The organism is Listeria rocourtiae FSL F6-920, assembly GCF_000525975.1.
Taxonomy (GTDB): domain Bacteria; phylum Bacillota; class Bacilli; order Lactobacillales; family Listeriaceae; genus Listeria_A; species Listeria_A rocourtiae.
The window spans coordinates 17,299-31,665 of sequence record NZ_AODK01000007.1 but is presented as its reverse complement, the minus strand read 5'-3'; the positions used below and the strand labels follow the sequence as shown (position 1 = coordinate 31,665).

Here is a 14,367-nt window from a genome sequence, read left to right as displayed (position 1 = left end):
ATGGCAAAAGTAGCTCAAGTGATTGTGGATGTGCCAGCGATGCAGGTTGATCGCCCGTTTGATTATCTCATTCCCGATGCTTGGCAAGGCATTATTTGTCCTGGGATGCGCGTTTCGGTACCTTTTGGGAATCGGGCGCTACAGGGATTTGTCGTTGGAACATCGGACACGAGTGATTTCACAAAATTAAAAGAGATTCGGGAAATGATGGATTTGGCACCGGTTTTGAATGAGGAACTTTTGGAGCTTGGTGATTGGATGGCGCAGGAAACGTTAGCTTACCGGATTACGGCGTACCAGGCGATGTTACCGGCGGCTTTACGTGCAAAATATGAGAAGTATTTTTGGTTGCTGGATACTGCGAATGATGAGGCAGAGCGTCTTTTTGAAGGATATGAAACGATGGATTGGAAACGGGCGGAGCAGCTGGGAGCCTTACCAACGCTTCAAAAGTGGATGAAAGAGGGCATTGTCGAATTGGTCTACCAAGTGAAAAATAAGGTGACGAAAAAAACAATGCGTGTAGTTAAGCCAATCGCGTCTGTTCAGCAGTTCGAGGACGCGATTTCAGGACTCTCTAAAAGTGCTAAGGCGCAGCTGAAAGTTTTACAATTTTTTCAAGTGTTTGATGAGGAATATATTTCGATGAAGGCGCTACGGGAGAAAGTGCAGACGACCGATGCAACAATTCAGAAGGTTGCGGGGCTTGGTTTGATTGAAATAACCGATCAGCATGTGTCGCGAGATCCGTATGAACATCATGATTTTAAGCCGAGTACTCCGTTGCCGTTGTTGCCGGATCAACAGGCGGCTCGGGATGCTATTGTGAACTCAGCTGTTGCAGGTAATCAGGAAACGTTCTTGTTGCATGGTGTGACTGGAAGCGGAAAAACGGAAATCTATTTGCAGTCGATTGAGGCGGTGCTTGCGGCTGGAAAAGAGGCGATTGTGCTCGTGCCGGAAATTTCATTGACACCGCAGATGGTTGAGCGTTTTAAACGCCGCTTTGGCAGGCTTGTTGCGGTGCTTCATAGTGCCCTCTCAGCCGGTGAAAAGTATGATGAATGGCGCAAAATTGAGCAGGGGAAGGCTAAGGTTGTTGTCGGGGCACGCTCTGCGGTTTTTGCACCATTTTTGAATCTTGGTATTATTATTATTGATGAGGAGCACGAAACGAGCTATAAGCAAGAGGATAATCCACGGTATCATGCGCGAGATGTGGCGATTGAGCGAGCGAGACGATACGGTTGCCCGGTTGTGCTTGGTAGTGCAACACCTTCTTTGGAGTCGTTTGCAAGGGCTGGAAAGAAGCGGTATACGTTACTGGAATTACCTACGCGTGTGAATGATACGGCACTTCCAGAGGTTGAAGTGGTTGACATGAGTGAGGAATTACGCAATGAGAACCGGACGGAATTTTCACAAGTGTTGTTGGAAAAAATCAAGGATCGGCTAGCGAAAAAGGAGCAGGTTGTGTTGCTTCTTAATCGGCGTGGCTACTCGTCATTTGTGATGTGTCGGGATTGTGGCTATGTGGTGGAATGTCCGAATTGTAGTATTTCGCTAACTTTCCATCAGGCGCATAATCAGATGAAGTGCCATTATTGTGGCTATCAGGAAGGCGTACCGCATCATTGTCCGAGTTGTGAAAGTGAGCAGATTCGATATTTTGGGACAGGAACGCAAAAGGTGCAAGAAAGTTTAACGAAATTAATACCAGAAGCGCGTGTCATTCGAATGGATGTGGATACGACAACGAAAAAAGGTTCGCATGAGAAGTTGCTAAATCAGTTTCGGAATAAGGAAGCAGATGTGTTGCTAGGGACACAGATGATTGCAAAAGGCCTAGATTTCCCGGATATTACGCTCGTTGGGGTGTTGAATGCGGATACGATGCTGAATTTGCCTGATTTTAGGGCGTCAGAGAAAACGTTCCAATTGTTGACACAGGTGAGTGGTCGCGCAGGCCGGCATCAGTTGACGGGCGAGGTAATTGTGCAGAGCTACAATCCAGAGCATTATAGTATTCAGTTTGCAAAGATGCATGACTATATTGGCTTTTATAACCATGAGATGCGGGTTCGTAAAATTGGCTCGTATCCGCCATTTTATTATTTAACGCTGATTAATGTAAGCGATGAGGACGAGATGAAAGCGGTACGGACGATTCAAGAAATTACGCAATTTTTGCAAGGAAAGTTGGGGCCGGATGCGATTATTTTAGGGCCGGTGCCGAGCTCGATTGCGCGAATTAAAAATAAGTATCGCTATCAATGCATTATTAAATACAAAGTTGAGCCGGAATTAAAGGCGGAACTAAAAAATATTTTACTGCATTACCAAAAAGAACAGGTTAAAGGGTTGACAATAACAATGGATGTGCAGCCGTTTGTGATGATGTAAAGGAGAATGAGGATGACAAAAATAATTTTTATGGGTACGCCAGCTTTTTCAGTACCTGTTTTAGAGCAAGTGGCGAATGAATATGAGGTGATTGCGGTCGTTACGCAACCGGATCGCGCGGTGGGACGTAAGCGTGTTTTGACGCCACCACCAGTGAAGGAGGCTGCGGTTGCGAGGGGAATTCCAGTTTACCAACCAGAGAAGTTGCGGAGTTCGTCGGAATTGGATGAATTAATCGGACTTGGTGCGGATTTGATTGTAACCGCGGCATATGGGCAGATTTTGCCGAATGCGTTACTAGACGCGCCGAAACATGGTTGTATCAACGTGCATGCATCTCTTTTACCGGAGTATCGTGGTGGTGCGCCGGTGCATTATGCGATTCTGGATGGCAAGACGGAGACGGGTGTGACCATCATGTATATGGTCGAGCAACTAGATGCTGGTGATATGTTGGCGCGTCGTAGCATTCCGATTACGGATGAGGATAACGTGGGAACGATGTTTGAGAAGCTAAGCGCGGTTGGTGCCTCGCTTCTAATGGATACGTTGCCGGACCTTTTGGCTGGAAAGTTGATGCCGGAACCACAAGATGCAAGCTTGGTCACATTCGCGCCGAATATTAAGCGGGAACAGGAAAAAATTGATTGGACGCGTGATGGTCGCGTAATTTTCAACCAGATTCGCGGGCTTTCGCCGTGGCCTGTTGCCTATACAACACTTGCTGGAAATCCTTTTAAAATTTGGCAGGCGCATATCGAAGAAAGCGAGCAACAAGCGCCAGCCGGACAAGTTGTTCGCACGACCAAACATGATTTTGCGATTGCAACGGGTGATAAAACGATTATCGTGCCTGAAATCGTGCAACCAGCAGGAAAGCAAAAAATGGCTGTTGCTAATTATATGGCGGGAGCCGGGCAACATCTAAACTTAGAAACAAGGTTTGGTGACATATGAAAAAACCAGAAACAGTCCGCGAAATTGCGCTCGACTTAATTGAAAAAATCGAAAATAATCAGTCATTCAGCCATCTACTAATTAATGATGCGCTTAAAAATAGTAATTTAAACCAAATGGACCGCGCGCTTTTGACGGAGCTCGTCTACGGAACAACGCAACGCCGCATTACACTAGACTTTTATTTAGAGCCTTTTTTTACGAAAGACGCCGGAAAATTGGGTGCTGAATTTATTGCGCCTATCGGTATATCAATTGGAATTCCTCGATAAAATTCCAGAACATGCGATTTTACACGAAGCGGGCGAAATTGCGCGTGAACGTGGACACGATGGCGTGACAAAATTTGTGAATGGCGTTTTGCGGAATGTCATTCGTAATGGCGTTCCAAAAATCGAGGATATCAGTGATGAAACAACGAAAATCGCAGTGGAGACCAGCTTGCCAACATGGCTCGTAAAACGCTGGATTGCGCAGTTTGGCACTGCCAAAACGCGTGAAATTGGCCTATCCTTTTTAGAGTCGCCGTCGCAAAGTATTCGTGTGAATGAGAACAAAGTGACTGTCGCCGAGCTACAAGAGGAACTTTCCGCACAAGGTATTGAAACAGAGCAAAACGCCTATATTCCAGAAGCGCTCATGATGGAACGGGGATCGATTGCTGATACGCAAGCTTATCATAATGGTCGTTGCACGATTCAAGATGAGAGTTCGATGCTTGTTGCGCATGCTTTACAACTAGAAGATGGTTTGCGCGTACTTGACGCGTGTTCGGCGCCAGGTGGAAAAACAACACATATTGCTGAAAAAATGCATAACACCGGTGAAATTATCGCGCTTGATATCCACCCACATAAAACAAAATTAGTAAATAAAGCAGCTAAGCGCCTTGATTTGACGAATGTTACAACGGAAGTTTTAGATGCCAGAAAAGCAAGTGAACTATTTGCACCAGAGAGTTTTGACCGTATTTTAGTAGATGCCCCTTGTTCAGGATTCGGTGTTTTGCGCCGAAAACCAGACATTAAATATAGCAAGACTGAGTCAGATATCGAAAATTTGGCACGGATTCAGCAAGCAATTTTAGCTGAGGTTGGCGCATTACTAAAAGAAAATGGTATATTAATATATAGCACCTGTACGATTGATCAAGTGGAAAATCGTGGTGTTGTAGCGAACTTCCTTTCGAATCATCCGGAATTTCATTTAGAACAAGTACATGTGCCTGAAAAGATGCTTCCGTTTGTACAGGAAGGTTATCTGGAATTAGTACCAACAGACATCGGAAGTGACGGTTTCTTTATCGCCGCATTCCGAAAAATAACGAACAAATAAGCAATGGGAAGACGAATTTTTGCATTTGTTGCGTTTGAGAAATTTCGAACGTTTTCCCGGCAATGTGAGGTGTAGGCAAGTATGCATGCAGAATTTAGAACAGACCGTGGAAGAATCAGAAATCATAATGAGGATAACGGTGGTATTTTTGAGAATCAACTGGGCATCCCGCTCGTTATTGTCGCAGATGGAATGGGGGGGCACCAAGCGGGTGATGTCGCGAGTGAAATGGCTGTCAGACTTCTTAGCGATAGTTGGAAAAATGTGACCGATTTGAAGTCCGCAACAGAGATTGATTCGTGGTTCCGCGAGGCAATTCAAGCGGTGAACGAGCAAATATTGGCTCATGCCAAACAAGATTCAACGCTAAAAGGGATGGGGACAACGCTTGTTGCAGCGATTTTTTCAAACAGTCAAATCATTGTAGCGAACGTTGGGGATAGTCGTGGTTATCTACTGAAAAACGGTGTGCTAGAACAGCTTACCGAAGACCATTCGCTCGTCAATGAATTGCTTCGTAAAGGGGAAATTACGAAAGAAGACGCGGAGAATCATCCACGCAAAAATATTTTACTGCGAGCGTTGGGAATAGAAGGGAATGTCGAGACAGATGTCTTTATTTTGCCATTTCAGCCAAAAGATCAGCTACTGCTTTGCTCCGACGGTTTATCAAACATGTTGACTGAACAAGAAATAGAAGCAGTACTAACAAGTAAACGAACGCTTGCAGAAAAAGCGGACATTTTCATAACAAAAGCAAATGCAAATGGTGGGGAAGATAACATCACGGTGTTGCTTTTAGAACGGAATTTAAGGGAGAAAGGTAGGGATGTATCATGATGATCGGCAAGCGAATAAATGACCGTTACAAAGTTGTCAGCGCAATCGGTGGCGGCGGAATGGCCAATGTTTTTCTTGCACATGACATGATTTTGGACCGCAAAGTAGCTGTCAAAGTGTTACGCATCGATTTAGCAGATGAAAGCAATTTGATACGCCGTTTTCAGCGAGAAGCACAATCAGCGACAAGCTTGGTGCATCCGAACATTGTTAGCATTTACGATGTAGGCGAGGAGAACGATCTTCACTACATCGTAATGGAATACGTAGATGGAATGGATTTAAAACAATACATTCATGAAAATAACCCAATTCCATTCGAAAAAGCTGTGGATATCATGCTTCAAATTGTTTCAGCCGTTGCGGTAGCCCACAGTGCACATATCGTCCATCGTGATTTAAAGCCACAAAATATATTAATTGACCATGATGGTGCTGTTAAAATTACAGATTTCGGTATTGCGATGGCGCTTTCCGAAACATCAATTACACAAACGAATTCACTGCTTGGCTCCGTGCATTATTTATCACCGGAACAAGCACGTGGCGGAATGGCGACACAAAAATCAGATATTTACTCACTTGGAATTGTCCTTTACGAATTACTCGTTGGGAAAGTCCCGCATGATGGCGAATCACCTGTTTCGATTGCAATTAAGCATTTGCAAGCAAGTATACCATCGATTCGTGAGCAAAACCCAGAAGTCCCACAAAGTCTAGAAAATATTGTGATTCGCGCGACAGCTAAAGATCCTTTTTTACGATATCAAACCGCGGAGGAAATGAAAGCGGACTTAAAAACGGCATTAGATTCCGAACGACGTAATGAAGCCAAATACGTATTTCCGGTGGATGATGGTGAAACAAAAACGATACCGATTATCGCGACAAAAAATGCGATGCAGAACCTGGATAATACAATGGTCAGTGCTGCTGAAAAAGAGGAAGCACCCGCAGAGCCACAGAAGAAAAAAAAGCAATAAAAAGAAAATCTGGATTATTGCAGGAATCATTGCTCTATTCGCGATTATCATCGTTGCCCTTTGGCTTATGGGTCGACCACCAGCCACTGTCAAAATTCCCAATGTGGCGAATGACACGAGAGAAACCGCCGTGCAAAAACTCCAAGATGCTGGCTTCGTTGTCGGGGAAACCTTTGAAAAGAACAGCGATAAGGTGGACGAAGGGAAAATCATTGAGACTGATCCTGAAATTGGAATGAGTGAAGAAAAGGGTGCCACTGTTAATTTATATGTGAGCATTGGTGCGAAAAAAAATCACAGTAGAAGATTATACAGGCAAAACATATGACACGGTGAAACAAGTTTTAGAACAGCAAGGATATAAAAAAGTAAGTTACACTGAAGAATATAGCGATTCCGTTGATTCTGGTGTGATTATTTCACAAGATCCATCATCAGGAACGGAAGTGGTGGCAGCTGATACTGAAATTTCTTTTGTCGTAAGTAAAGGCGCGCAACCGTTGACATTAAAAGATCTATCTGGATTTAACCAAGTCGGTTTAGATGACTACGCGAGTTCAAATGGTATCGAAATTTCCGTTAGTAGCGAAGAATATTCCGATACAGTCGGCGCTGGCCAAGTCATTTCACAAAAACCAGAAGCAGGTGCTTCACTAAATAAAGGTGACAAAGTGACGGTTGTGATGAGTAAAGGCCCGAAAGAAAAAGAAGTGAAAACGGTCAGACGGACGATTAATATTCAGTATGAGCCAGAAGATCCTACAGCAACACCGCCTGTACCACAGCATATCCAAATATACATTCAAGACAAAAACAACAGTATGACGAAGGCCTATAAAGAAATGGATATCACAAAAGACACAGCGGAAACACTTACTTTTGAGATTGAAGAAGGCACACAAGGCGGGTATAAAGTCGTTCGCGATAATACCGTCATTTTGGAAGAAACGATTGATTATCCAAATTCATAAGAAATGAAGGTGACTTTTCTGGAAGGACAAATTATGAAGGCTTTAAGCGGTTTTTATTACGTTTATTGTGAAGGCGAAACCTACCAATGTCGTGCACGCGGTAATTTTAGAAAGCGTGGTTTGACACCACTTGTTGGCGATCATGTCGTTTTTCAGGCTGATAATGTGAAAGAAGGCTATGTGCTGGATTTACTGCCTCGGAAAAATACTTTAGTACGACCACCGATTGCAAATGTCGATTTAGCGTTACTTGTTTTTTCTGCGGTAGAGCCTGACTTCTCAGCCAATTTAGCCGATCGATTTTTAGTCGCCATTGAATTAGAAGATGTTACGCCTGTTATTTGTATTAGTAAACTGGATTTAGCAGATGAGGCGCGAAAAGCCGAAATTGCTGACTATCAAGCGGTTTATGAAGAGGCGGGCTATCAAGTTTTACTAACGAATACGGAAATTGATAAAAAAACTGTGCTGGACGTTATTGCTGGTAAAATTGCCGTGATTGCAGGTCAATCGGGTGTTGGAAAATCGACATTGTTAAATACGCTTAATCCTGATTTAGATATTGAAACAGGCGTCATCTCTTTTGTATTGGGGCGCGGGAAACATACGACCCGCCACGTGGAGTTAATGACGATTGGTTCTGGATTTATTGCTGATACACCAGGTTTTAGCTCGATTGAAATGGACGAATTAACGACTGAGAATCTTCAATTTTGTTTTCCAGAAATAGATCGTCGTCGTGGCGAATGCAAGTTTCGGGGTTGCATACATGAGAACGAACCGAAATGCGCTGTGAAGACTTCAGTTGCAAATGGTGAAATAGCAGCATTTCGATACGAACACTACATTCAGATTTTAACGGAAGTAAAAAACAAAAAAGAGAGGTATTAACATGGGAAAAATAGCTCCATCGATACTTAGCGCAGATTTTGCAAACTTAGCAGCAGATATTAAAGAAGTGGAAGGATATGGTGCAGACTATATTCACGTAGATGTGATGGATGGTCATTTCGTACCTAACATTACATTTGGCCCAAGTGTTGTAAAAGCTATCCGACCGGTTACGAAATTACCATTAGATGTACATTTGATGATTGAAAATCCAGATCTCTATATTCCGGAATTCGCAAAAGCAGGCGCCGACTACATCACGGTACATGTAGAAGCATGTCGACATCTACATCGTACATTACAGCTAATTCGTTCATTTGACGTGAAAGCGGGTGTTGTTTTGAACCCGGCGACACCGATTGAGATGATTCAACATGTATTGGAAGAAGTGGACTTAATTTTGTTTATGACAGTTAACCCCGGATTTGGTGGGCAAAGTTTTATTAAAGAAGTACTACCGAAAATTACGGCAGTGAAGAAAATCATTGAAGAAAGAGGATTAGACATTGAGATTGAAGTTGACGGCGGTGTAGATGATAAGACTGCACCACTATGCGTTGCAGCAGGTGCTGATGTTTTTGTTGCGGGATCGTATATTTATGGAAATAAGGATAGAGAGAAAGCTATGGATAAGTTGAGAGAAATTGTAGGGGAATAGCGAAAAGCGGAAACAGCCCGTTTAGCTCCGACAAAAACTGGAGCAGCCGCAGTAAAAAGCCGTCCTTGCTTTTTATGGAGGGTGTGAAGTTTTCGAGGAGTGGGCTGTTGGAGCTAGCCAGAACGTGAAGTAACCGCCAGACGAACGCCAAGCATGGCGGAGAAGAGAATGGAACGAATACTCAATACGTTCGTACTCATATTGAGGTTCTAATTCAGTGGTACCCACTTCGTAAGAACCTCAACAAAGGGAGAGTGAAACTATCTTAATGAATATCCTACATATCATGGTCGGAGGTCCAGAATCGGAACTTCCTGATCTATCCGTATATGATGCGTCTGTTCCATGGATCGGTGTGGATCGTGGTGCCATTCGTCTTACGGAGAGAGGAATTATACCAATCATCGCGATGGGGGATTTTGATTCTCTTTCAAAATCCGAATTGGAGCACTTAAAAACGATTACCGAAGTTACGGAATTTCCTGCTGAAAAAGATGAAACAGATACAGCAATTGGTCTGAAATGGGCACTGAATCAGAAGCCCGATCTCATTCGTATCTTTGGTGCAACGGGTGGTCGACTTGATCATTTGCTGGCCAATATCATGATGCTTATGCAACCGGAATTCTTGGATGTGATTTCGAAAATCGAACTCATTGATCGCTATAATTATATTAAAATGTACACACCTGGTGAATATACTGTTTCCAAGATCCAAGATAAAAAATATGCTGCCTTTATCACAATGGCAAATGTCACGAAGCTTACATTAAAAGGATTTAAATATCCGTTGACCGAAGCAAATTATCCGTTTGGGGCCGCGCTTTCTAGTAATGAATTTTCGGCAGAACGGGGTACATTTTCTTTTCAAACCGGCTTAATTTTATTTATTCAAAGTAACGACTAGAGGAGTATTGCAATGAAAGATAATACAGTTTTAATCGCAAAAAGATCAAAAATAGCCCTGATTATCACTATTATAGGACTTGTTTTAAGTGTTCTTGTACAAATTTCGACATTTATCAATCTCGGAAAAAGTGATGCTAATCCGCTATATAATGCCATGATGAGTATGACTTATATTGGCCTATTTTTCATGGTTATCGCAGTAGTTGGACTGGTATTTCTCATCAAGAAAAGCTATTATAAAGCTGGTCTGACGCTTACTATAACTGGAATTGCCTGCGCTATATTTGTTAATCCGTTCCCTGGAATTGCGATTCTTATCGGGGGAGTTATCACGTCTAATGTCGATAAACTAGAAAAGGGCGAACGATGATGAGAAAAATTTTTCAAATCTTATTATCAATGAGTTTAATTTTCGCGCTTACAGCTTGTTCTACTGCTCCGAATGGATTAAATGATAATAAGAGTGTGAGTCCTGATAAAACAGCGGACGAACTAGCGACGCAGACAATTCAAGCTGTTTTTGAGAAAGGTTCGGTGGGTGTTCAACAAAATACGGTTGGCAATGAGAAACTTGACTTGCCAACATATAAAAGTAGCTATCAAGAAATACTGGAAGCTAAAGACTACTTATATGGTGCCTATTACCAACAAGATAAGATTTATTATTTGTTTACCTTTATTGATAACGAAAAATTAGAGAAATTAGAGCTGACTTTGCAAAAAGTGGATGATGCTTGGCAGTTGCTAACCTTAACTTCGTGGGATACGAAAGGAACAAAGCTGACCGAAAAAGAAATCTACAATAAGATAGGAAAAGGAAGAGGCGAGGACGTTCGGATTTTTGAACGTGGTGCTAATTTTATGAGAATGTGAAGGTGGAATCTGGCAAACGTATATTTTGTCAGGTTCTGATTTTTTATCTAGAAACTTTTAGAAGTCCTGACTAAGAAATATTTGATATTTACAGGTAGAAGTGCACATCCAATTTGGCTGGGTTGTTGACTATTTTGGAATTGGTGATTTATTTTCAGTGATTGATGCTGTAACTGATGAGGAACTAAATGCTCTGTTTGATAAATTTATGCGACTGTATAATTTTGAACATGGTAGTTATAATCAAAAGGTGCGGGAAGCACATATGAAAGTACTACTTTAGAGTGCACAAAGAACAGGATGAGATTGGTACATAGCCCAAATAAATCGGCTCTCAAGCACTCGATTTTTATCCCAAACTCGTCCTGTTTGCTTATTTAGACAAAGAAAAAATGCAGCAATCCGAAGATCCTGCACTCATTTTCTTATTAAACACGTTCAACTTTACCGGATTTAAGCGCACGAGCTGAAACCCAAACTTTTTTAGGTTTGCCGTTTACTAAGATACGAACTTTTTGCAAGTTTGCTTTCCAAGTACGTTTGCTTGCGTTCATTGCGTGAGAACGTTTGTTACCAGAACGAGTTTTACGACCTGTGACTACACATACTTTTGCCATCGTTATTTCCCTCCTTACAGAGCTACTTCAAAAAAGCTGTTAATTACCATCTATCGCATAAAAATAGCTTTTTGTTTTTCATACACTACAATAATTTATCATAAACTATTCCCAATTGCAACCTCTAAAGCGAAAAACCTGCAAAGAATTTTTACTTGACAGATAGAAAAGCGGAAACAGCCCGTTTAGCTCCGACAAAAACTGGAGCGGCCGCAGTAAAAAGCCGCCCTTGCTTTTTATGGAGGGCGTGAAGTTTTCGAGGAGTTGGCTGTTGAAGCTAGCCAGAACGTGAAGTAGGCGCCCAGCGAACGCTGAGCATGATGGCAAAGAGCATGGAACGAATACTCACTACGTTCGTACTCATATTGAGGTTCTAAATCAGCACAATACGCTTCTTAAGAACCTCAACATAGGGGGCCGCAGTGCAAACCCGTTCTTGGTTTTTGTGGAGACCACGAAAATTTCGAGGAGTTGGCTGTTGGAGCTGGTCAGAATGTGAAGTAGGCGCCAAGCGGACGCTGAGCATGATGGAGGGGGCATGGAACGAATACTCACTACCGCTTACATTTATCACGCTTTGTATTTAATGGTTATGCTAATTCAGCGTCTAAGAGCCACTGGTGGATTACATGCTCACTACATTCGCATGCATATTGAGGCTCTAATTCAGCAGAGGATGCTTCATAAGAGCCGCAACAACAACAAACTCCTTCCCAACCTTCCCCAATTATAGTAGAATAGAAAAGAACAGAGATGTTAGTATCAATTTTCAAGTAAAGCTAATGAGAAGCTTAGCCAAAATAAGTTTCTTCAAAAAACCTACTTAAATCTAAGGAGGAACTATAAAAATGACAATTGAAATGGAAACAAAGCTCGGCAAAATTGATATCACGACAGATGTGATTGCAACGCTTGCTGGTGGTGCAGCCGAAGAAAATTTCGGTATTGTAGGAATGGCGAGTCAGCATCAAATACGTGATGGCTTGACTGATATTTTGCGTCGCGAGAACTATACGAAAGGTGTTATTGTTCGTCAAGAAGATGACGGTTTGAATATTGATATGTATATTATTGTTGGTTTTGGTACCAAAATTTCAGAAGTCGCTCACAACGTTCAAGAGCGCGTGAAATATACATTAGAAAAAACGTTGGGCATCACGGTGGATTCTGTGAATATCTATGTCCAAGGTGTCCGTGTGACGAACGAAGCATAAGGGAGGATACGTAATCGTGAGTATGTATCAGTTAAATGGAGAAAAATTAGCGGCAATGATCGCAGCCGGAGCAGAAAATTTAGCTAAGAATGCCGATTTTGTGGATTCTTTGAATGTGTTTCCAGTTCCAGATGGGGATACAGGAACGAATATGAACCTTTCTATGACGAGCGGCGCCCAAGAGGTTGGCCGAAATAGTCTGAGTACTGTAGGGGTGGTTGGTAGTAGTTTGGCAAAAGGTCTTTTGATGGGTGCGCGTGGAAATTCTGGGGTTATTTTATCTCAACTTTTCCGAGGTTTTTCGAAGTCTATTGAAGGAAAAACGGAATTAAATACGAAAGAGTTGGCGGCGGCTTTTACGGCTGGTGTTGAGACCGCATATAAAGCAGTGATGAAACCAGTAGAAGGAACAATTTTGACGGTTGCTCGTGAGGCTGCCAAAGCAGGTGTTATTGCAGCCAAGGAGTCAGAGGACATTGAATTTGTAATGCAACAAATACTTGATAAAGGTAGAATTGTACTGGCTAAAACACAAGAAATGTTGCCTGTTTTAAAAGAGGTTGGCGTTGTAGATAGTGGTGGGCAAGGTCTTATCATCATTTATGAAGGATTTTATGCGGCTTTAACAGGGAATGAGGATGGCATCACGAATTATACGGCTTCTATGGGCGAATTGATTAACGCAGAACATCATCGTCACGTGCAAGATGTCATGTCAACTGAAGAAATTATCTACGGGTATTGCACCGAGATTATGGTGCGAATTAATGAAAATAAACCGGGACAAAAGAAATTTAGTGAAGAGAAGTTCCGCGCTGATCTTTCGGAAATGGGCGACTCTTTATTGGTTGTTGCAGATGATGAGGTTGTCAAAGTTCATGTGCATACGGAGCATCCTGGAAATGTTTTTAATTATGGACAGCAATATGGTAGCCTAATTAAAATGAAAGTTGACAATATGCGGGAACAACATCGTGAAGTGGTGAAAGATACGCCAGTTGAAGCGTCTGCAAAAGCACCGTACGGTATTGTGACAGTTTCAGTTGGGGATGGTATTAAGCGTTTGTTCGAAAGTGTCGGAGCAACAGTTGTGCTTTCCGGTGGTCAAACGATGAATCCAAGCACCGAAGATATCGTGAAGGCGATTGAATCAGCGAATGCGGAGCAAGTTTTTGTGTTACCAAACAATAAAAATATTCAAATGGCAGCAGACCAAGCTGCGCTAATTTTAGGAGAAGATAAGGTTAAAATTATCCCAACGAAGACAATTCCTCAAGGACTGGCAGCTTTACTCGTTTTCCAAGCTGATGCTAATTTTGAAGATAATGCGAACGAAATGATTGCAGCCATTCAAGATGTCTCAAGCGGGCAAGTAACAACGGCAGTTCGGGATACGACAGTGGATGGCGTTGTGATTAAGAAAGACGAATTTATTGGGATGATAGAAGGTAATATTAAGGTTAGTAATCCGAGTCTGGAGGAATCGGCAGTTGCGACGCTTTCTGAAATGGTTGATGCATATAGTGAAATCGTCACATTACTGTACGGTGAGGATGTGACAGAAGCAGATGCGGAAAAAGTGGCTGAGCTTGTGTCAAATCAGTTTCCAGAGATTGAGTTTGAAATTCATTCGGGTGGACAGCCGGTATATCCATACATCTTCTCCGTAGAGTGATAAGAGGCACGGCAGGTGCTCAGCTTTACCTAGAGATTAAA

General features: G+C 42.4%; 12 protein-coding genes and 2 pseudogenes. 13 read left to right on the top strand and 1 reads right to left on the bottom strand.

All coding sequences use genetic code 11. The annotated features are described in order from the left end of the window. The 11 genes and pseudogenes from priA to PROCOU_RS03565 all read left to right on the top strand — a co-directional run bounded on the left by priA (position 1) and on the right by PROCOU_RS03565 (position 11,103). A complete protein-coding gene (gene priA / locus PROCOU_RS03615; RefSeq protein ID WP_036069713.1) occupies positions 1-2,403 on the top strand; it encodes a primosomal protein N' in 2,403 nt (800 codons plus the stop codon). Positions 2,404-2,415: 12 nt separating this feature from the next. Beyond that, complete coding sequence (fmt, locus tag PROCOU_RS03610) at positions 2,416-3,360, top strand: methionyl-tRNA formyltransferase (RefSeq protein ID WP_036069712.1); 945 nt, start codon at positions 2,416-2,418, stop codon at positions 3,358-3,360. Continuing rightward, positions 3,357-4,695: pseudogene (gene rsmB / locus PROCOU_RS03605) on the top strand (16S rRNA (cytosine(967)-C(5))-methyltransferase RsmB). The gene fmt and the pseudogene rsmB overlap by 4 nt, the downstream one beginning before the upstream one ends. Before the next feature lie 81 nt (positions 4,696-4,776). Beyond that, positions 4,777-5,535 carry a Stp1/IreP family PP2C-type Ser/Thr phosphatase gene (locus tag PROCOU_RS03600; protein WP_036069710.1) on the top strand — a complete coding sequence of 253 codons (759 nt, stop codon included), beginning with the start codon at positions 4,777-4,779 and terminating at the stop codon, positions 5,533-5,535. Next, positions 5,532-7,489: pseudogene (pknB, locus tag PROCOU_RS03595) on the top strand (Stk1 family PASTA domain-containing Ser/Thr kinase). Before PROCOU_RS03600 ends, pknB begins: the two are co-directional and overlap by 4 nt. A 3-nt stretch (positions 7,490-7,492) precedes the next feature. Next, positions 7,493-8,380, top strand: a complete 888-nt coding sequence (gene rsgA, locus PROCOU_RS03590; RefSeq protein WP_036069706.1) for a ribosome small subunit-dependent GTPase A — start codon at positions 7,493-7,495, stop codon at positions 8,378-8,380. 1 nt (position 8,381) lies between these two features. Further along, positions 8,382-9,038 (top strand): ribulose-phosphate 3-epimerase, encoded by a 657-nt coding sequence (gene rpe, locus PROCOU_RS03585; protein ID WP_036069704.1) that lies wholly within the window; start codon positions 8,382-8,384, stop codon positions 9,036-9,038. 268 nt (positions 9,039-9,306) lie between these two features. After that, on the top strand, positions 9,307-9,945 hold the full coding sequence (locus PROCOU_RS03580; RefSeq protein ID WP_036069703.1) for a thiamine diphosphokinase: 639 nt from the start codon (positions 9,307-9,309) through the stop codon (positions 9,943-9,945). Between the two features lie 12 nt (positions 9,946-9,957). Continuing rightward, a complete protein-coding gene (locus PROCOU_RS03575) occupies positions 9,958-10,317 on the top strand; it encodes a hypothetical protein (protein ID WP_036069702.1) in 360 nt (119 codons plus the stop codon). After that, on the top strand, positions 10,314-10,820 hold the full coding sequence (locus PROCOU_RS03570) for a hypothetical protein (protein ID WP_036069700.1): 507 nt from the start codon (positions 10,314-10,316) through the stop codon (positions 10,818-10,820). The genes PROCOU_RS03575 and PROCOU_RS03570 overlap by 4 nt, the downstream gene beginning before the upstream one ends. A gap of 100 nt (positions 10,821-10,920) precedes the next feature. Beyond that, entirely contained in the window at positions 10,921-11,103 is a 183-nt protein-coding gene (locus tag PROCOU_RS03565; RefSeq protein WP_036069697.1) for an L-arabinose isomerase family protein, read from the top strand. A gap of 145 nt (positions 11,104-11,248) precedes the next feature. Here PROCOU_RS03565 and rpmB read toward each other — a convergent pair whose 3' ends face one another. After that, positions 11,249-11,437 carry a 50S ribosomal protein L28 gene (gene rpmB / locus PROCOU_RS03560; protein ID WP_036069695.1) on the bottom strand — a complete coding sequence of 63 codons (189 nt, stop codon included), beginning with the start codon at positions 11,435-11,437 and terminating at the stop codon, positions 11,249-11,251. 848 nt (positions 11,438-12,285) lie between these two features. Here rpmB and PROCOU_RS03550 point away from each other — a divergent pair. Together PROCOU_RS03550 and PROCOU_RS03545 are read left to right on the top strand one after the other, a co-directional pair. Then, the gene (locus PROCOU_RS03550; RefSeq protein WP_036069692.1) at positions 12,286-12,651 is read left to right on the top strand and encodes an Asp23/Gls24 family envelope stress response protein; all 366 of its coding nucleotides are present in this window, start codon (positions 12,286-12,288) and stop codon (positions 12,649-12,651) included. Positions 12,652-12,667: 16 nt separating this feature from the next. Further along, the gene (locus PROCOU_RS03545) at positions 12,668-14,326 is read left to right on the top strand and encodes a DAK2 domain-containing protein (RefSeq protein WP_036069691.1); all 1,659 of its coding nucleotides are present in this window, start codon (positions 12,668-12,670) and stop codon (positions 14,324-14,326) included. The last annotated feature ends 41 nt before the right edge of the window (positions 14,327-14,367 follow it).